This window comes from Celerinatantimonas diazotrophica, from assembly GCF_004339545.1.
In the GTDB taxonomy this organism is placed as follows: Bacteria; Pseudomonadota; Gammaproteobacteria; order Enterobacterales; family Celerinatantimonadaceae; genus Celerinatantimonas; species Celerinatantimonas diazotrophica.
Map to the genome: position 1 here is coordinate 152,239 of NZ_SMGD01000012.1, position 15,773 is coordinate 168,011.

Here is a 15,773-nt window from a genome sequence, read left to right on the forward strand (position 1 = left end):
AAATTTTTTAATAAAATGATTGAAATTTTTCGTTTTCGAACAATAATGGGTGTTAAAAGTTTTTAACATTTGTTGTTGGAGGAACTATGGCGATTCACGAATATGATCTGGTTGTGATTGGCGGTGGCATCAATGGTTCGGGGATCGCTGCTGATGCTGCTGAGCGCGGACTCAAAGTCGCATTATTTGAAGCAAAAGATTTTGCAAGTGCGACATCCTCGGCGAGCTCGAAGTTAGTTCACGGCGGTCTGAGGTATCTAGAGCATTACGAATTCCGGTTGGTTCGTGAAGCGCTCGGTGAACGAGAAGTGTTATTGAAAAAAGCACCGCATCTGATTACACCGATGCGCTTTCGTCTGCCTCACCGTCCCCATCTGCGTCCAGCATGGATGATTCGAATTGGGCTATTTTTATATGACCATTTGGCTAAACGAGTTACCTTGCCAGCAAGTTGTGGGATCCGCTTTAACCCGCACACCAGTGCTTTACAAAGTCAGATCCGCAAAGGTTTCGAGTATTCAGATGGTTGGGTTGATGATTCACGCTTGGTCGTTGCCAATTTGTTGCATGCGCGTGAGTTAGGGGCCGATGTGTATAACTACACACCTTGTGTGAGCGCTTCTCGTGAAAATGGCCAGTGGCTGGTCACGGTTCAGGATGAACGCTCGGGGGAAACTTCACAAGTGCGCGCGAAAGCGCTCGTGAATGCGGGTGGCCCTTGGGTGAAATCAATTTTTGATGAGCAACTTAAATTGTCATCGCCTCGCAGCATCCGTATGATTCAGGGCAGCCATATTTTGGTTCCCCAAATTCATAAAGAAAAATGTGCTTATATTCTCCAAAATGAAGACCGTCGTATTGTCTTTGTGATCCCGTATCTGGATAAATACAGCTTAATTGGAACCACTGATCTGGAATATAAAGGCGATCCTCGTCAGGTGCATATCAACGAATCTGAAATAGAGTACTTATGTAATGTAGTCAATAAGCACTTCAAACATAATATTCGTCGTGAGGAAATTATCTGGAGTTATTCTGGTGTCCGGCCTCTGTGTGAAGATGAATCGGATTCCCCTCAGGCTATCACACGTGATTATACGCTTGAGCTTCAAGATGAGCACGGAGCGGCCCCGCTGGTCTCGGTATTTGGTGGCAAACTCACGACCTTCCGTAAACTTTCGGAAGCGGCAGTGGATAAACTGCGGCACTATTTACATTGCGGTCACTGCCAGAGTCAAAAGAGCATTCTTCCCGGTGGGGATTGTGACCCTGAACAGCTCAGCTCTCAACTGCAAAGCGACTATCCGTTTTTAAGTCAAGCGAACTGTCGACGGATTGCGCATGCCTATGGTAGCAATGCTAGTCATTGGCTGGATGGTGCTCAGAAAAAAGAAGATCTAGGGCAATGGTTCGGTGAGCAATTGAGCCAGCGTGAAGTGGATTATTTGGTCGAGCATGAATGGGCCATGAGTACAGACGATATCCTCTGGCGGCGTACTAAATTGGGCATTATCACCGAGCAGGCAGATGTGAACGCGTTGACGGATTACCTCACTAAGGATGTCCAAGGGGCTCATGCAAACGTAGAGCCTATCGCTCGGGTTGGATAGTTGTATATAGATAGATGGTGTTAGATAAAACCGCTGAGAGGATTCCAGCGGTTTTTTATTGAAAGCGCTTAATAACCACGCGCTAATATAGGTTTTAAAAAGCGTGCAGTATGTGACACTTGATTCTCAGCAATATCTTCTGGACTGCCTGCTGCGATAATTTCGCCACCCCCTTTGCCTCCTTCCGGACCGAGGTCAATAATCCAATCGGCGGTTTTAATGACATCTAAATTGTGCTCAATTACCACCACGGTATTGCCTTGATCGCGTAGTCGATGGATGACTTTGAGCAGCATATCAATGTCGGCAAAATGCAGCCCGGTGGTCGGTTCATCGAGAATATATAACGTTGAACCGGTGTCGCGTTTGCTCAGTTCGCGTGCCAGTTTGATGCGTTGTGCTTCACCACCACTGAGAGTGGTGGCGGCTTGTCCAAGTTTGATATAGGACAAGCCAACATCCATCAGTGTTTGCAGTTTGCGCGCAATGGCAGGAACGACATCGAAAAACTCGCGGGCTTCTTCCACCGTCATTTCCAGACATTCGTGAATGCTCTTGCCTTTATATTTCACTTCCAGGGTTTCCCGGTTGTAGCGTTTGCCCTTACAGGTATCGCATGGCACATAAATATCAGGCAAAAAGTGCATTTCTACCTTAATCACGCCATCGCCTTGACACGCTTCACAGCGTCCACCCTTGACGTTAAAGCTAAAACGGCCCGGTTTATAGCCGCGAGCGCGAGCTTCTGGGGTGCCAGCAAAGAGTTCACGGATGGGGGTAAAAATTCCAGTATAAGTGGCTGGATTCGAACGTGGGGTTCGGCCAATCGGACTTTGGTTGATATCGACCACTTTATCCAGTTTATCCAGCCCATGGATCGCTTCATAAGGAGCAATATCGTTACCTTCGGCACGATTCAAATCGCGATGCGCAATTTTAAACAGGGTATCGTTGACGAGTGTTGACTTACCGGAGCCTGAAACCCCCGTAACGCAGGTCAATAAGCCGATTGGAAATTTAGCCGTCACCTCTTTGAGGTTATTGCCACTGGCGCCAACGATCTCTAACCAATCTTGGCTTGGGGCATGCCGTGTTGCTGGGATATCAATCCGTTTGTTACCGCACAGATACTGACCTGTCAGTGAGTCTGGTGTGTTAATAATGGTTTCAACCGAGCCTTCAGCAATCACTCGACCGCCGTGTACACCGGCTCCCGGGCCAATATCAACCACATAATCGGCACTGCGGATCGCATCTTCATCATGCTCAACGACAATAACCGTATTACCCATATCACGCAGGCTGGTTAGAGTATTTAACAGCCGTTCATTGTCGCGTTGATGCAGGCCAATGGAGGGTTCGTCCAGAACGTACATGACTCCCACTAAGCCGGCACCAATTTGACTGGCCAGTCGGATTCGCTGAGCTTCACCACCAGAGAGCGTATCTGCGCTTCTGGAGAGCGACAGATAATCAAGCCCGACATTGACCAAAAAGGTTAATCGGTCATTGATCTCTTTTAAGATTTTGCTGGCAATCTGAGCGCGTTGGCCCGTCAATCCTAGACTCTGGAAAAATTCCAGCGCTTCATGAATCGACATCAATGTAATCGTTGGCAGATTGGTTTGGTGGATAAATACGTGGCGTGCTTCTTCGCGCAGTCGGCTACCATGGCAATGTGGACAGGGCTGACTGGAGATATATTTCGCCAGTTCATCGCGCACTGCGTTGGACTCGGTTTCGCGATAGCGTCGCTGCATATTAGGGATGACCCCTTCAAAGGGGTGTTCGCGCAGGGTAATATCGCCACGATCATTGACATATTTAAAGGAAATCTTGGTCTTACCCGAGCCGTAGAGCAATAACTGCTGAATTTTGTCAGGCAATTCCTGATAGGGAATATCCAACGCAAAATCGTAGTGTTCTGCCAATGAGCGCAACATCTGATAATAATAGAAATTGCGTTTATCCCAGCCGCGGATCGCTCCGCCTGAAAGGCTAATCTCGGCGTTGATAATCACTTTTTCTGGGTCAAAGAACTGTTCGATGCCCAAACCATCACAGTGTGGACAGGCTCCCGCTGGGTTGTTAAATGAAAACAACCGAGGCTCGATCTCTTGCATGCTGTAACCGCAGATTGGGCAGGCAAAATTCGCTGAGAAAATCAGCTCTTCCATCTGTCCTTCCATGGCCGCAATAGTGGCAGTGCCTCCTGAAAGCTCCAGCGCTGTTTCAAATGATTCGGCTAAACGCTGCTGCAAATCGGGGCGAACTTTAAACCGGTCGACCACCACTTCAATCGTGTGTTTTTTTCGTAATTCTAAGGTTGGTGGATCGGAGAGATCGCAAACTTCGCCATCAATCCGGGCGCGAATAAACCCTTGCGCATTAAGGCTTTCCAGTAATTTAACATGTTCACCTTTGCGCTCTTGAACCACTGGAGCTAACAGCATCAAACGTGCCCCTTCATCGAGATCCAGCACTTTATCCACCATCTGGCTAACGGTCTGGGCCGCTAATGGTTGATCATGATGAGGACAGCGTGGCTCTCCGACACGCGCATAGAGTAAACGTAAATAATCGTAAATTTCGGTGATTGTTCCGACCGTTGAGCGAGGGTTGTGAGAGGTCGATTTTTGCTCAATAGAAATCGCAGGAGAAAGTCCCTCAATATGATCCACATCCGGCTTTTCCATCAAGGATAAAAATTGACGTGCATAAGCCGAAAGCGACTCAACATAACGGCGCTGCCCCTCGGCGTAAAGCGTGTCGAAAGCTAGAGATGACTTCCCTGAGCCGGATAAACCGGTGATGACAATCAGCTTGTCTCGAGGGAGTGTCAAATTGAGGTTTTTTAGATTGTGGGTGCGGGCCCCGCGTATCTCAATATTATCCATATCACCTAAGGCATAAATTAATATTTAATCCAGCAGTATCGCATAATCAGATGATATGAGCACCCATTTACATGGCTGACGTGGGTTAAATAGCCATGTTATGATGCGTTCACTTGTAAACCTTTCATAACTTCCTAGGAAATAAGATATGGCTCAAGAAGCGATTTCGGCAACAGAAAAGCGTAGCGCCATGTCGTTAGCACTGGTATTTGGGCTACGGATGGCCGGTTTGTTCATGATTATGCCGGTAATAGCGATCGCTGCACAACACCTTAAAGGATTCTCCCCTGTCACCGTTGGACTTGCGATTGGGGCCTATGGTTTAACACAAGCTATTTTACAGATCCCAATGGGCTATCTTTCCGATCGGATTGGCCGCAAACCGGTGATCGTCGCTGGGTTAATCATCTTTGCTATCGGTAGTGTGATTGCTGCAATGAGCGATTCGATGACGGGGATTATTGTGGGGCGCGCGGTCCAAGGTGTGGGGGCGATCGCGAGTGCTATTTTAGCATTAGCCGCCGACTTAAGTCGTGAGGAACACCGCTCGAAAGTGATGGCAACCATTGGTATGAGTATTGGTTTGGCATTTGCTGCATCATTGGTCTTTGGCCCACCATTAGCCAGTTGGATTGGTTTAAATGGTATGTTTTGGGTCAGTGCTGGATTTGCCATCTTGGGGATCCTGGCAGTGTGTCTAGCGGTACCCAGTGTATCAACTCATGCTCCGAGGGGAGAAGTTTCAGCATCACTGCCTCAGTTTGTTAAAGCAGTTAAAAACCCGCAGCTGTTGCGTTTAGACTGGAGTATTTTTGCTCTGCACTTACTGCTGACAGCTGAATTTGTGCAGTTTCCTGGCCGTTTGGTCGAAGCGGGGCTTCCAGCATCTCATCAGTGGTATTTGTACTTACCCGTGTTGTTTGGCTCTTTTGTTCTCATGGTGCCGATGCTTATACTTGCCGCAAAACGCAACCAACATCGCGGCTATTTTCTGTTAGCTCTGGCTATCTTTTTGCTTTCTAACCTCATCTTGTTATTTGCGAGCAGTTTGCCCATGCTGATTGTCAGTGCACTGTTATTCTTCACTGGCTTTAACTATATGGAAGCGTCACTTCCGGCGATGATCTCCTCACTGGCTCCGGCCGGGCAAAAAGGGGGAGCGATGGGGGTGTATTCGACCTGCCAGTTTATTGGTGCGTTCGTCGGTGGCAGTTTAGCAGGGGTCGTCATGAGCCAGTTAGGGCGGCAGCCATTGGTGATTGCAGCGATTATTGTGCTAGTGATTTGGGCGCTGATCGCCTTAGGACTCAAAGTGCAAAGTGGGCTTAAAAACTATACCATTAGCTTTGAACAGAATCTTGATACCGATGCTTTGGCCAACCATTTAGGGCAGCTGGATGGCGTGCAAGAAGTGGTGGTGATCCCTGATGATAAAACCGCTTATCTGAAAGTCATCAATAAACAGTTCGATTTAGCTTATGCTCAGGCATTGGTGCATGAGTTTGGTCGTGCTGACCCATCATTTTAGGAGCGCTGATGCAAGGCTCCCGCGGCTTAGCGAGCAGCTAAGCCGCATTTGTCACAGAGATTGTCATAAAGGGTGTGGATCGTGGTTCTAACCTCCCTTATAATTCACTTCATAATAAAAGCAGTGTCGCCTGCCTGATTCAAGGCAGACTATCGCATCTTAGAAGGTTGCGAATCTATTGTTTTTAAACATCTTAAATGGTCTGAAATCGATTTAAAAAGAGGCATGTATGAGCAGCAGAGGTGTAAATAAAGTCATCCTAGTCGGTAATTTAGGACAGGACCCAGAAGTGCGTTACATGCCTAATGGTAACGCAGTGGCGAATATGACGTTAGCAACGTCAGAAAGTTGGAAAGATCAACAAGGGCAGCAACAAGAACGAACTGAATGGCATCGCGTCGTGATGTTTCGTCGTTTGGCTGAAATTGCGGGCGAGTATCTGCGCAAAGGCTCAAAAGTCTATATCGAAGGCAAATTGCAAACGCGCAAATGGCAGGATCAGCAAGGCCAAGATCGCTATACTACTGAAATTGTAGCGAATGAAATGCAAATGCTCGATAGTCGCGGTGCCGGTCAAGGGATGAGCCAAGGCCAAGGTGCACCAGCGCAAAGTAACTGGAACAATCAAAACCAAACGGGTGGAGGTTACCAGCCGAAACCTCAGCCGCAGGGCCAAGGTGGGTTTAATCAACAACCTCCACAAGGGGGTGGTTTTAATAACAACCCCAATCAATCGGCACAACGTCCGCAACCGGCGCCTCAACAAAGTCCTCAGCAACCGACTTATAATGAGCCACCTATGGATTTTGATGACGATATCCCGTTCTAGCAGTTGCAATAATCAAGACTGTTAAAACACCAATCATGACGAAACCCAGTAGAAATGCTGGGTTTTTTGTTTTTTACACTTTAAAAAAATATTAAATAGCAAAAAGTCGATTTTATACATTCTGAAAGTGTAATAAAAATCTAAATCGACCAATGTGAGAGTGGGGGTTGACAATATAGCATCCATTAATGCGAATTGTGGCAACAAACTACTGTTGACCAAATTTTAGAAATCCTACGGAGTGTAGTTATTGAGGTCTTATCTGTTACATATAACATTGCCAGATGTCAGTTGCCCTATTATATTTCAAAAATCAGGATTAGATTTAGGATTACTTATGAGTAATGTCACCCCTACAACGGACGCTGAACGTAAATGGCCAAAAACGAGAGGGCAGGTCTACTTGGCGACAGCTGATGGTTACAGAACTGACTTTTTAAAAATTGGTTTCACCAAGCACCATACATCTACACGTATGTCTCAGCTAAATAATAGTTCAGGTCAAGGAGCTAAAGGTTACAGAATTTTGGCTCGATTCTACGTAAAGCATCCCCGCGATTTGGAACAAAAGCTACACAAGTATTTTGCTGACGACCGGCAAGATACCAGTCGCGAATGGTTTAACAATATGTCTGTTGAGCAGTTCTACGAAGTTATTACAAAGTTTGCTTGTGTCCGTGACTTAAAATTATTGAGAAAACGGCTAGACTGTTCGCCTTATCCAGGTGAAAAAAATATATTCCTGTTATTGATCTAGGGATCGAAAACTTTAATCATAAGAGAACAAGACAATATAACTTAAAATACAGATGAGATATGCCTAATGTCGTGCTGTTCTAATTAATGGATTTTAACGCCACTGAGAAGGAGTAGCGGGAAAATGTAGGATTTCCAAGTTCTGAATACAATACAGAAGAGACTACTAGTTAGAATCATTTTTAGGTAGGTTTTCAGATGTTGGAATTATCGGAATCCAACTTTTATGAACTTTTAATGTTAAATCTGTAACGTTTTTAACTAAAATGTTATCGGCACTTTCGGTATTGGAATAATCGTCTATTTTAAAGGTGTAACGGACTAAGTGGCTTTCCAATTCTCGTTCTGCTGTTCGGTATAGAGACCATAACTCATTCGGTTTTCTTAATTGCATCCATGCAGTGCAAAATGCAGCTAAAACAGATAAAAACGAAGGAATTACTTTTCCTGTCCACATCTCTCCCCCGAGAGAGACAAATAAAGGGGCTAACAAAGTACCAATCATTATTAGGCGAAAGCACCAAAGAGACTCATTTTTATTGTGAGATGCCTTATTTTTAAAATGGGATATTTGTTTTTGGCAGTATTCGGCAGGGCTATATTCTGAATCTATCATAAAATGACCTCTAATTTTTTAAAATATTCTTAATTTCTAATAGATCTTTATTGTAAGGATAAGACAAAAGTAGTTGTTCTACTAATCCTAGTAATCCAGACTTCAGTTTACCCTCTTCAGCCTTTGTTGCAGCATCGAGCCAGTTTTCGTTAGGGTAATTTGAATGTTTTAATTCCCCTATTTTCCCACCAGCTCTAATCCATATTTCTTCTAGTTCGTTACAAGCTAAAGTGCTTCCTATTGTTGCCACTACCAGAACTAGTTCTGAAGGAGCTAGGTGGAGCGTTACATTTGAAACGCACTTCACTCTAAATTGTTTTAAAATATCTAAAAATTCAACAAATTCAAGTATGGCGGGGATATATTTTTGTTCATAGCTCAAAGAAGTATCAAAGCATTTTGAGTAAATATGTTCAGCTACCGTTATCCAATGATGTTGATATATCATCTCTCCTAAAGACTTTGAAAAAATTGTCCACTGAGACATTGGTAACTTATCAACCCATTTGATTATCATATTTTCTGTGAAATGTCTTGGCCATGAAAGGACACGTAGTAATAAGGTCCCTTCTATATTGGACTTACCATTTATTTTTTCGATAATTTTGTCAGCGAGGACTGTTTCTTGTTGATTATCTATCCCAGTCTCTGTATGACTAATGATATAAGCATCTGCGACTTCTCTGGCAAGACATTCTCTTTCTTTTCTGGGGATTAATGCCCAAATTGAACATCTTTTTGGGTGATGTAACACAGCATGTGCAATTCCTTTAGCTATATAATTCACCACATCTGAAACATTTGATAACATCAGCTCATCTAAGTAAGCACGGGCATAAATCTCTTTATCTATACCCAAAGGCCATGGGGCGCCGCCTGCTTTTATATGAGCAAGCCAAAGTTTCATTACCGCTGAAGTATTGATATCTAAATTGAGAAATATGTCAGGACTATTTTTTGTTCGGCTGGCGGTCTCTTCGAAGGTTACATTTTGAGATCCAGTTAATATTTCGTTCACTAAACTCTCGATGGGTAAATGTTGAATAAGATAGCCATGACCACGTGAATTTCTTCCAAAAACTTTATTTAACTCGACGAGCGGATCTTCAATGGAATTATCATTCAATAAACACCACGCAAATAATTTGCTCCACTTCATTTCTATGGCAAATGATTGAATATTCTTTATATTATTTGCCGTTAACTCATTTTTACTTGCAGAGTCGACTAAATACTTCTCTGTGCTTTCATCCGAAGGAATCAAACTAAGTAGAACTAAAGAGTTATCTTGACCAAGCCACGATAGTAAACGTCTCTGAGCACTCATGGTGGCTTCTTGGATGGTTTTTTTTAACTCTTCTTGGATGCAATTTTTCCACCAAGTTTGAACTTCTTCATCGGAAGTTCGCTTAAAGAAAGGTTGCATATTTTCAGGAGGCAGTGTTTTGAAAAGTTTACCGCAGGTTTTACTCAAAGGGAGCTCAAGGAGCGTGGTGGACGGCAATGAGTTGCCATCTAGATTAGCTAGTCCCAATATGCGATCTTTGTGAGTCTCATCGATATTAGTAGAGATAAATTTCAGAGCATCACACTTTAGGTTTGTCGCATCGTTTTTCTCAGGGTAGAGTGCAACTAATGTTCTTAATAAGGTTAAAGCGCGTTCTACAGTTGGTTGCTGTGTGAACATATCAAGTCTATCAGCACATCTTGCGATCATAGACATGATTTTAAGTTGTGCCCTTTTTGGGGGATATTCACTTAATATTTTTTCTATTGTATAATCATTACCGTTTGCTAAATAAAGTACTCCTCTATCTACTGTATCGATTATATCTGTAACAACATCTACATTTTCAGTTTTCCACTGATTAATGTGTGATTGAGGAACACAGTAAAAGGTGCAGCTCCGCTGTCTGTTCGTTCCTTGTGGTGGATTAATCCCATACCTAGTGGAAAAAGAGCCTTTTGCCGAAGGCCATAGATGTTTCCAAAGTAAACCAACTAATAACGGATATCCTAAGTTACTTTCTTGTAAAGCTATTAATTGATGCTCATCACTTGAAATAAGAGCTTTTGAAGTTGCAAGTAGTAGACTGCATTCAGTCTCTTTAGCAATGAAGGTCCTGTCGGAAATATCTTCGATAAAGGGCAATAAGTCATTTACTTTATGGACATCGCAACGCTTCCATAACATGACTTTACTTCGAACCATACCCTTTCGTTTTGCGCTGTTATCAGGAGTTACCCACCACATTCCCCACCAATCATCAATCGGCCCACAACCAAATGCGGGCCACCAAATATCTTGGGGTGATAAAAGGCCGGGAGGTTTATCTGTTAATCCTAATAATGACCTTGGTGGTTGTTCATTAGGATTGTCCCAAAACAAAAGGTCGTGAGCGGAATTTCTGGCTCCGTAAATAGCTTGAAAAGGTTTAATCATCGTAGTTTTTTAATAACCATGCCAATGGTTTTGTCAAATCACCGTCGTTTGATTTTCCATCTGGAGTGCAGACCCAACCATGATATTCTGGTCCTTCATCGATGAAGTCATCATCATTAGTTGAACTTCCAAGAGATTTCCCTAGGGATGAAAGTCCCCATATGGATATTGCACTTTCATGCCAAGTAGAGCTTAAGTACGACTCGAATAAAGGTAATTTTGCTTTTAGCACTTCTAGTGGGGGTTGATCAGTAGTAGTAAGCTCGTCATAGCACGATAGCAGTATGGCTAATCGTGGAGTGGTTAAGGAACTTATTGAATCGAGGCCCGCAACATGCTTTAAAATCTGAAATGTTTCAATCCAATAAGCATTCGCATCCCAGTTGACTGCTCGTTGACAACTTGAACTTTTAGCCACTCCCACACCTGTTTTGAGTTTATCTATTGCATCAGAGTAAACCGTTTCACTAGAGAGCCTTATTAACACGAACCATCCATCAGCATTGAGCAATTTATTCCGCCAATTCTCTGGTACTTCTCTGTTTTTGAAAACTTCTTTTAATTGTTCTCCTCCATAGTCAGGCCAGTTAAGTTGTAACTCTTGCCCTTGGTCATCAACCAGATTTAGCGTTATCTCTGACCATGTTTCGCTAGGAGTATGTTCAGCTGAATTACCATTCTCCAATTGCCCTAATACCTCTCCTAAGGCGCTCAAATTCGGCGGGGTGGTTTGGTTAGAGTTGAGCTTTAACATACCTGGTTTTCTTTGTAGACGACCATAGAGTTGTCCTGCATAATGAGTTTTCCCGCTGTTCGGACCTCCTAATAATAAAACTACAGGCTTTCTCATACTCGTCCCCTAAACGCATAAAATGGAGAATGGATACATACTGGTTCCTTAATTTGGTCGGCCAATGGAGAGAGCCATACTTCGTGAATAACAGATGATAATGCTTGAACTAAAGATTCATTATTCTCAACAGATACGGACAGCTCATGCGAATTATTTACTTTTTCGCTCAAGGTCTTTCTTATATTACTTACGATTGTTTTGTTCGGCTTCTGGTCGCTTTTCGCCCAAAACAGAAAGACAGGCTTGTCCCCAATGTGGTCACTAAGTCTTTCGATAAGCTGCCTCAGCTCATTTCTTGCCTGCCCCCGTTCACTACCACTCAATTTCTCTGAATCTGCAAAAATGATAAAAGCATCAGAGTTTTTTACCACCCATTGAGCACCTTCGGCTTCTTGGTTATTCTCATTCAATGACCAACTGGAGAACCATTCTCCAGGAGCATCTGTAAGCAGTACATCACGATGCTGACTGTTTGTAATATCTTTCAGAGCTAAATGAAGTATACCTGGCACTCTATCTAAACTTCGTGGGGTATGGGGAGGGAAAGAACTCAAATGATTTATATCATCAAAACGAACCCAAGATGCCAAAGATTCCCATGCTCCAAGAGTTTGTGATCCACAGAACGCTTTGTTATCAATAGAACTTCCTGCCAGGAGTTTAAGATAACTGCCAACTAAAAAGGTTGTCTTTCCTGAGTTCTCCGCACCGAGAATCCCGATCAAAATCGAACGGCCACGAGGAGTAAGTTTGATAAAGTCGTTAATGCCTAATGCACTACCTGACCAAGGGATTTTATATGCGACAGCTTCTTCATTAGCGCCGGAATTAGTTTTCGAAGGATTCTTCGGATCTGATATCCAGTTACAGCACTTTTTATGATCAGGTTCTCCCAAGGCACATGACTCACCATCAGCAGCATAACAGTTAGGGTTTGAACATGAACCAACCATTACTCCTCCTCAATAAGCCGTATTGCTTGTTCTTGCCGAAACACAGCTCTTGATAGTACAGGAACACTGATTTTGAAGTCAGAAGCGATATTTGCTCTTTTCAGTAATTCTTCTAAATCGCTTGGCTGTTCCTTCAAAACCAAGGCTACTAGGTCTCTCAGTGTAAGCATACCTTCTAAGGGAGCCGCAGAAATAGAATCGATAAATTCTTTTGGAAATATATCCTTTTTACTACTTAATAAAGCTAATAAGTCACACAAAACGATTTGGTCTTCGAATGAGGCTTTTTCCAATTTACATACTGACTCTGAAAGCATATAGCTCACACTGGCTGGAGTTGGAATCGCAAGTCCCTCAGACAGTAAATCCCATGGCATAGCTATAATTGCGAGTGGTAGCTCTAGTTCCCGATAACTTTGTTGAAATGATATGGAGTACAATGCTTCGCTCCACCAAAGTACATTGAGTCTGGTTATTTCAGCTTGTTGTTCAGATAAATTTGCCTTAGAAATTCTTTGTATAAATTTTCTGTGTTCGTTTAAGCTCTTTTCAATTTGTTTTGAGAAGTTTTGACTTTGATTATCCAAAACGGACGACAATTGCAGAGATAAGTTATCTAACTCATCACCAATTGCGTTAGTCATCCTTTCTGCAAAATCGCCTGCCCAGGCAGCAGCGGTAGCAGCATTTTGAGAAGGCCAATTGTTATTTGGATTTCCGCCATTTTTATTAGAGCCATCAGAATGAATATGGGAGTTACCAGCAGCATCTCCCATTTTGGGGCGTAACTTTTGCCGATTGACTTTTTCGATGTTAGACGAAACAGGCGTCCAAGATAGTTTGTCGACAGCTTGCCTTGGGGCTTTCGGGACGTCTCCCGCTGAAGTTGCCCATCGCTCGGTTTTTTCAGCAAAGTTTTTTAGTAGATTACGAACTACTGATTCTTCTTTAGATAGTCGCATTAAACAAACTGAGTCTGCGGCAGTAAGCCACAAAACGGAAGCATGTTTATCACTTTTTTCTGCTGCTTGTCTGCATGCTTCAAGCAAAATGGCTCTAAATAAATTGATTGGAGGAGAAGGGTACGCGGAACTCATTGTTTTCCACTCAGCTACCAACGCATTTTGTGCCTCCTCAATAGCGGGATCGCTAGAGTTAACATCTGGATTGATACCAGCGAGCAGTGCTGGGATGAGTTTTTTTGGAGTTTCCGTTAGCTCCGTTGCAATTTTTTGAGCTGCAACTTCTATTTTTCCAAACCTAGTTTCGTCACCATCTATATTTTCTATCAAACCAGCTGCTAATAAATGTGTAAGTATCTCTGTCACTGTACCTCTCCCTGTTCCTCTTTTGTTAAGCTGAATGTTGATTAAGGAAGTATAAAATAACGTCGTTATTTGGTAATTCCGATGCTACTTGTGCGAGAAGTTTAGCGGGTGTAACAATGGCGCCCTGAGTAGCTTTTTGCCAAATTTTCTGCCATAAATCACGAGGACGGGGTACGTTTTCAATGTCATACGATTTTCCTCCAGCCCTTTGCCATAAGGCTCTCGCATCTCGCGGATCTGGGTATTCTTCGGCTAGAACATCGATTAGTTGGTCTATTGTAATCAGCTTTATATCAATTTCTGTCATATGGTGTTGGTTAACAACTGAAATCGCTTCTGGAAGTAAATCAATATTATCTCTGAAAAATTTAATCAGACATTGAGCTGAGGCATGAGCAGCAAATTTTCTATACCTATCATCTTTGTATTTATCACCAAAATCCGACACAGCCTTGGCTATGATTACAGGAACTTGGTTGATTTCTCCAAAGGCAGCTACAGCACTAGCTTCCATATCAACACCTAGCACTTTTCTCATATTTGAAGATAGACGAGAGAATAACCCCTCGTCTTCTACAACTTTAGCTCCTGTAGCAATGGGAGCTACATGGATAGCAAAATCAGGCGGTTTTGGTAGTTCGGATGGATATTTTATAGATAGTTTTTGTGCTTGTGATCTACCAAGTGGTGTTAGATTTAATTCATCATCAACCCAAGATTTTTTTATTAGCCGTTCTAAGGTTTGTTGCCAGTCAGGGCATCTTTTACTGAACTCAGGGTGATGAGCAGGCAATTCAGCGTTAAGAAGCCTTATTAGAACCCAATCCTCTTGGCTTTCTAGTGGCAACGCTGGGCGAGTAACACTCCAGTGATTTAAATGGATGGAAAAATGTTGCATTCTTTGTACCCAGAGATCGGTTGGGCGATATTGCAGTGCATCTCCTTGAAACTTTTCGTGCCCATCTTCAACCACTAACTTTCCTGCATCATATGACCAAAGCCTGTCTGCGAAAATCACATCCCCTAAGCTTACTTTATCTCTTCGCCCTCCACATATTCCGCTCATTGCTATACAGCGTACATTATTTGAGTTTATTAAAGTGCTCGCTATTGATATCGCTTGCTCTCGGCCCATGTGAGAAGCCCAAGTCGTTTGAATGATTAGAGGCCGTCCAGAGGAGGTCTGGAAAGTTGCCTCGGAAATAATTTGGCCCTTATTACTTGTCAATTGTATCCAGCCGTCAGATATCATCCCTTCATTTACATTTAGAACCTGATCATATTCATCTTTTAAAGCACATATTATTAGTACATCGATAGATTTGGCCATTGATGTTTGTAGTGGGGGCATTTATTAGCAGTCCTTTTCTTCATTAAAGCGAATGATAGTTTATCACTTATGTGTACAAGCCATTATCCATCGATTAGGCTTGGAGTCGTCTTTCTGCGAGAATCGAATTAGCTCCCCAATTTATCTTTCAGATTAGGTCATGTTAGCAAAATGAAGTAAGTCACATCGTGAACTGAACTCACAAAATGCTTGAGCCATATGTGTTATCTGAGATGCTGTTGAATCGATCTAATCCCTAACTTTGAATTGTCCATTTCGGAGATTTTCGGATGTATTCCCCCCAGAGTCGGAGTAATATTTTGTTGGTGAAGTCTATGCTCCCAAGAATCTACAGCAGCCTAGTAGATGTATTAATACTATTATAGTGGCAGCCTTCTGTAGTTTTGACTACAACTTTAGTTTTTTCTATTGGCTGCATTGGTCAACAGTTCTTGCCATAACGAGACTCCGTCTTCAGTTGATCCATTTGCACCGCAAATCTACGGTTTGATAATTGGGAGTATTACTTCATAAAACCTTCTCTCTCCTTGTCTTGTTACTAGCTTAGAGAAGAATGTCATTACAATGAGCAAATTGGGGGAAAGCTTCCCCAATGTTTGAAATACCAGC

11 protein-coding genes are annotated in these 15,773 nt (G+C 43.0%); 4 read left to right on the forward strand and 7 right to left on the reverse strand.

The features are described 5' to 3' along the window. Nucleotides 1-86 precede the first annotated feature (86 nt). Nucleotides 87-1,610, forward strand: coding sequence for a glycerol-3-phosphate dehydrogenase (glpD, locus tag EV690_RS07030; RefSeq protein WP_131912294.1), 1,524 nt, complete (start codon nucleotides 87-89; stop codon nucleotides 1,608-1,610). Nucleotides 1,611-1,678: 68 nt separating this feature from the next. Here the strand turns inward: glpD and uvrA are convergent, their stop codons facing one another. Beyond that, nucleotides 1,679-4,507 (reverse strand): excinuclease ABC subunit UvrA, encoded by a 2,829-nt coding sequence (gene uvrA, locus EV690_RS07035; RefSeq protein WP_131912295.1) that lies wholly within the window; start codon nucleotides 4,505-4,507, stop codon nucleotides 1,679-1,681. Nucleotides 4,508-4,655: 148 nt separating this feature from the next. On the opposite strand from uvrA, the gene EV690_RS07040 reads away from it, so the two are divergent. From EV690_RS07040 to EV690_RS07050, 3 genes are all read left to right on the forward strand, one after another. Next, nucleotides 4,656-6,035: an MFS transporter gene (locus EV690_RS07040; RefSeq protein ID WP_131912296.1), complete on the forward strand. Its 1,380-nt coding sequence runs from the start codon at nucleotides 4,656-4,658 to the stop codon at nucleotides 6,033-6,035. A 229-nt stretch (nucleotides 6,036-6,264) separates the two neighbouring features. Continuing rightward, nucleotides 6,265-6,864, forward strand: a complete 600-nt coding sequence (gene ssb / locus EV690_RS07045; protein WP_131912297.1) for a single-stranded DNA-binding protein — start codon at nucleotides 6,265-6,267, stop codon at nucleotides 6,862-6,864. A gap of 337 nt (nucleotides 6,865-7,201) precedes the next feature. Then, nucleotides 7,202-7,621, forward strand: a complete 420-nt coding sequence (locus EV690_RS07050; protein ID WP_131912298.1) for a GIY-YIG nuclease family protein — start codon at nucleotides 7,202-7,204, stop codon at nucleotides 7,619-7,621. Between the two features lie 165 nt (nucleotides 7,622-7,786). Here EV690_RS07050 and EV690_RS07055 read toward each other — a convergent pair whose 3' ends face one another. From EV690_RS07055 to EV690_RS07080, 6 genes are read right to left on the reverse strand one after another with little or no spacing between them, the layout of a single operon-like run. Beyond that, nucleotides 7,787-8,236, reverse strand: a complete 450-nt coding sequence (locus EV690_RS07055; RefSeq protein ID WP_131912299.1) for a DUF4231 domain-containing protein — start codon at nucleotides 8,234-8,236, stop codon at nucleotides 7,787-7,789. 10 nt (nucleotides 8,237-8,246) lie between these two features. Beyond that, nucleotides 8,247-10,679 (reverse strand): GAP1-N1 domain-containing protein, encoded by a 2,433-nt coding sequence (locus EV690_RS07060; RefSeq protein WP_131912300.1) that lies wholly within the window; start codon nucleotides 10,677-10,679, stop codon nucleotides 8,247-8,249. Continuing rightward, a complete protein-coding gene (locus EV690_RS07065; protein ID WP_131912301.1) occupies nucleotides 10,672-11,529 on the reverse strand; it encodes a TRAFAC clade GTPase domain-containing protein in 858 nt (285 codons plus the stop codon). The genes EV690_RS07060 and EV690_RS07065 overlap by 8 nt, the downstream gene beginning before the upstream one ends. After that, complete coding sequence (locus EV690_RS07070; RefSeq protein ID WP_131912302.1) at nucleotides 11,526-12,485, reverse strand: TRAFAC clade GTPase domain-containing protein; 960 nt, start codon at nucleotides 12,483-12,485, stop codon at nucleotides 11,526-11,528. The genes EV690_RS07065 and EV690_RS07070 overlap by 4 nt, the downstream gene beginning before the upstream one ends. Further along, nucleotides 12,485-13,813 (reverse strand): GTPase-associated system all-helical protein GASH, encoded by a 1,329-nt coding sequence (locus EV690_RS07075; RefSeq protein WP_131912303.1) that lies wholly within the window; start codon nucleotides 13,811-13,813, stop codon nucleotides 12,485-12,487. Before EV690_RS07075 ends, EV690_RS07070 begins: the two co-directional genes overlap by 1 nt. Before the next feature lie 25 nt (nucleotides 13,814-13,838). Beyond that, complete coding sequence (locus EV690_RS07080) at nucleotides 13,839-15,164, reverse strand: phosphorylase family protein (RefSeq protein WP_131912304.1); 1,326 nt, start codon at nucleotides 15,162-15,164, stop codon at nucleotides 13,839-13,841. Nucleotides 15,165-15,773: the final 609 nt, after the last annotated feature.

Bases quoted from the DNA above. Each gene is read 5' to 3' on its own strand.
- EV690_RS07070 (WP_131912302.1), bottom strand. From the start codon at position 12,485: ATGGTTGGTTCATGTTCAAACCCTAACTGTTATGCTGCTGATGGTGAG.
- EV690_RS07050 (WP_131912298.1), top strand. From the start codon at position 7,202: ATGAGTAATGTCACCCCTACAACGGACGCTGAACGTAAATGGCCAAAA.
- EV690_RS07080 (WP_131912304.1), bottom strand. From the start codon at position 15,164: ATGCCCCCACTACAAACATCAATGGCCAAATCTATCGATGTACTAATA.
- EV690_RS07065 (WP_131912301.1), bottom strand. From the start codon at position 11,529: ATGAGAAAGCCTGTAGTTTTATTATTAGGAGGTCCGAACAGCGGGAAA.
- EV690_RS07055 (WP_131912299.1), bottom strand. From the start codon at position 8,236: ATGATAGATTCAGAATATAGCCCTGCCGAATACTGCCAAAAACAAATA.
- ssb (WP_131912297.1), top strand. From the start codon at position 6,265: ATGAGCAGCAGAGGTGTAAATAAAGTCATCCTAGTCGGTAATTTAGGA.
- EV690_RS07060 (WP_131912300.1), bottom strand. From the start codon at position 10,679: ATGATTAAACCTTTTCAAGCTATTTACGGAGCCAGAAATTCCGCTCAC.
- EV690_RS07040 (WP_131912296.1), top strand. From the start codon at position 4,656: ATGGCTCAAGAAGCGATTTCGGCAACAGAAAAGCGTAGCGCCATGTCG.
- uvrA (WP_131912295.1), bottom strand. From the start codon at position 4,507: ATGGATAATATTGAGATACGCGGGGCCCGCACCCACAATCTAAAAAAC.
- glpD (WP_131912294.1), top strand. From the start codon at position 87: ATGGCGATTCACGAATATGATCTGGTTGTGATTGGCGGTGGCATCAAT.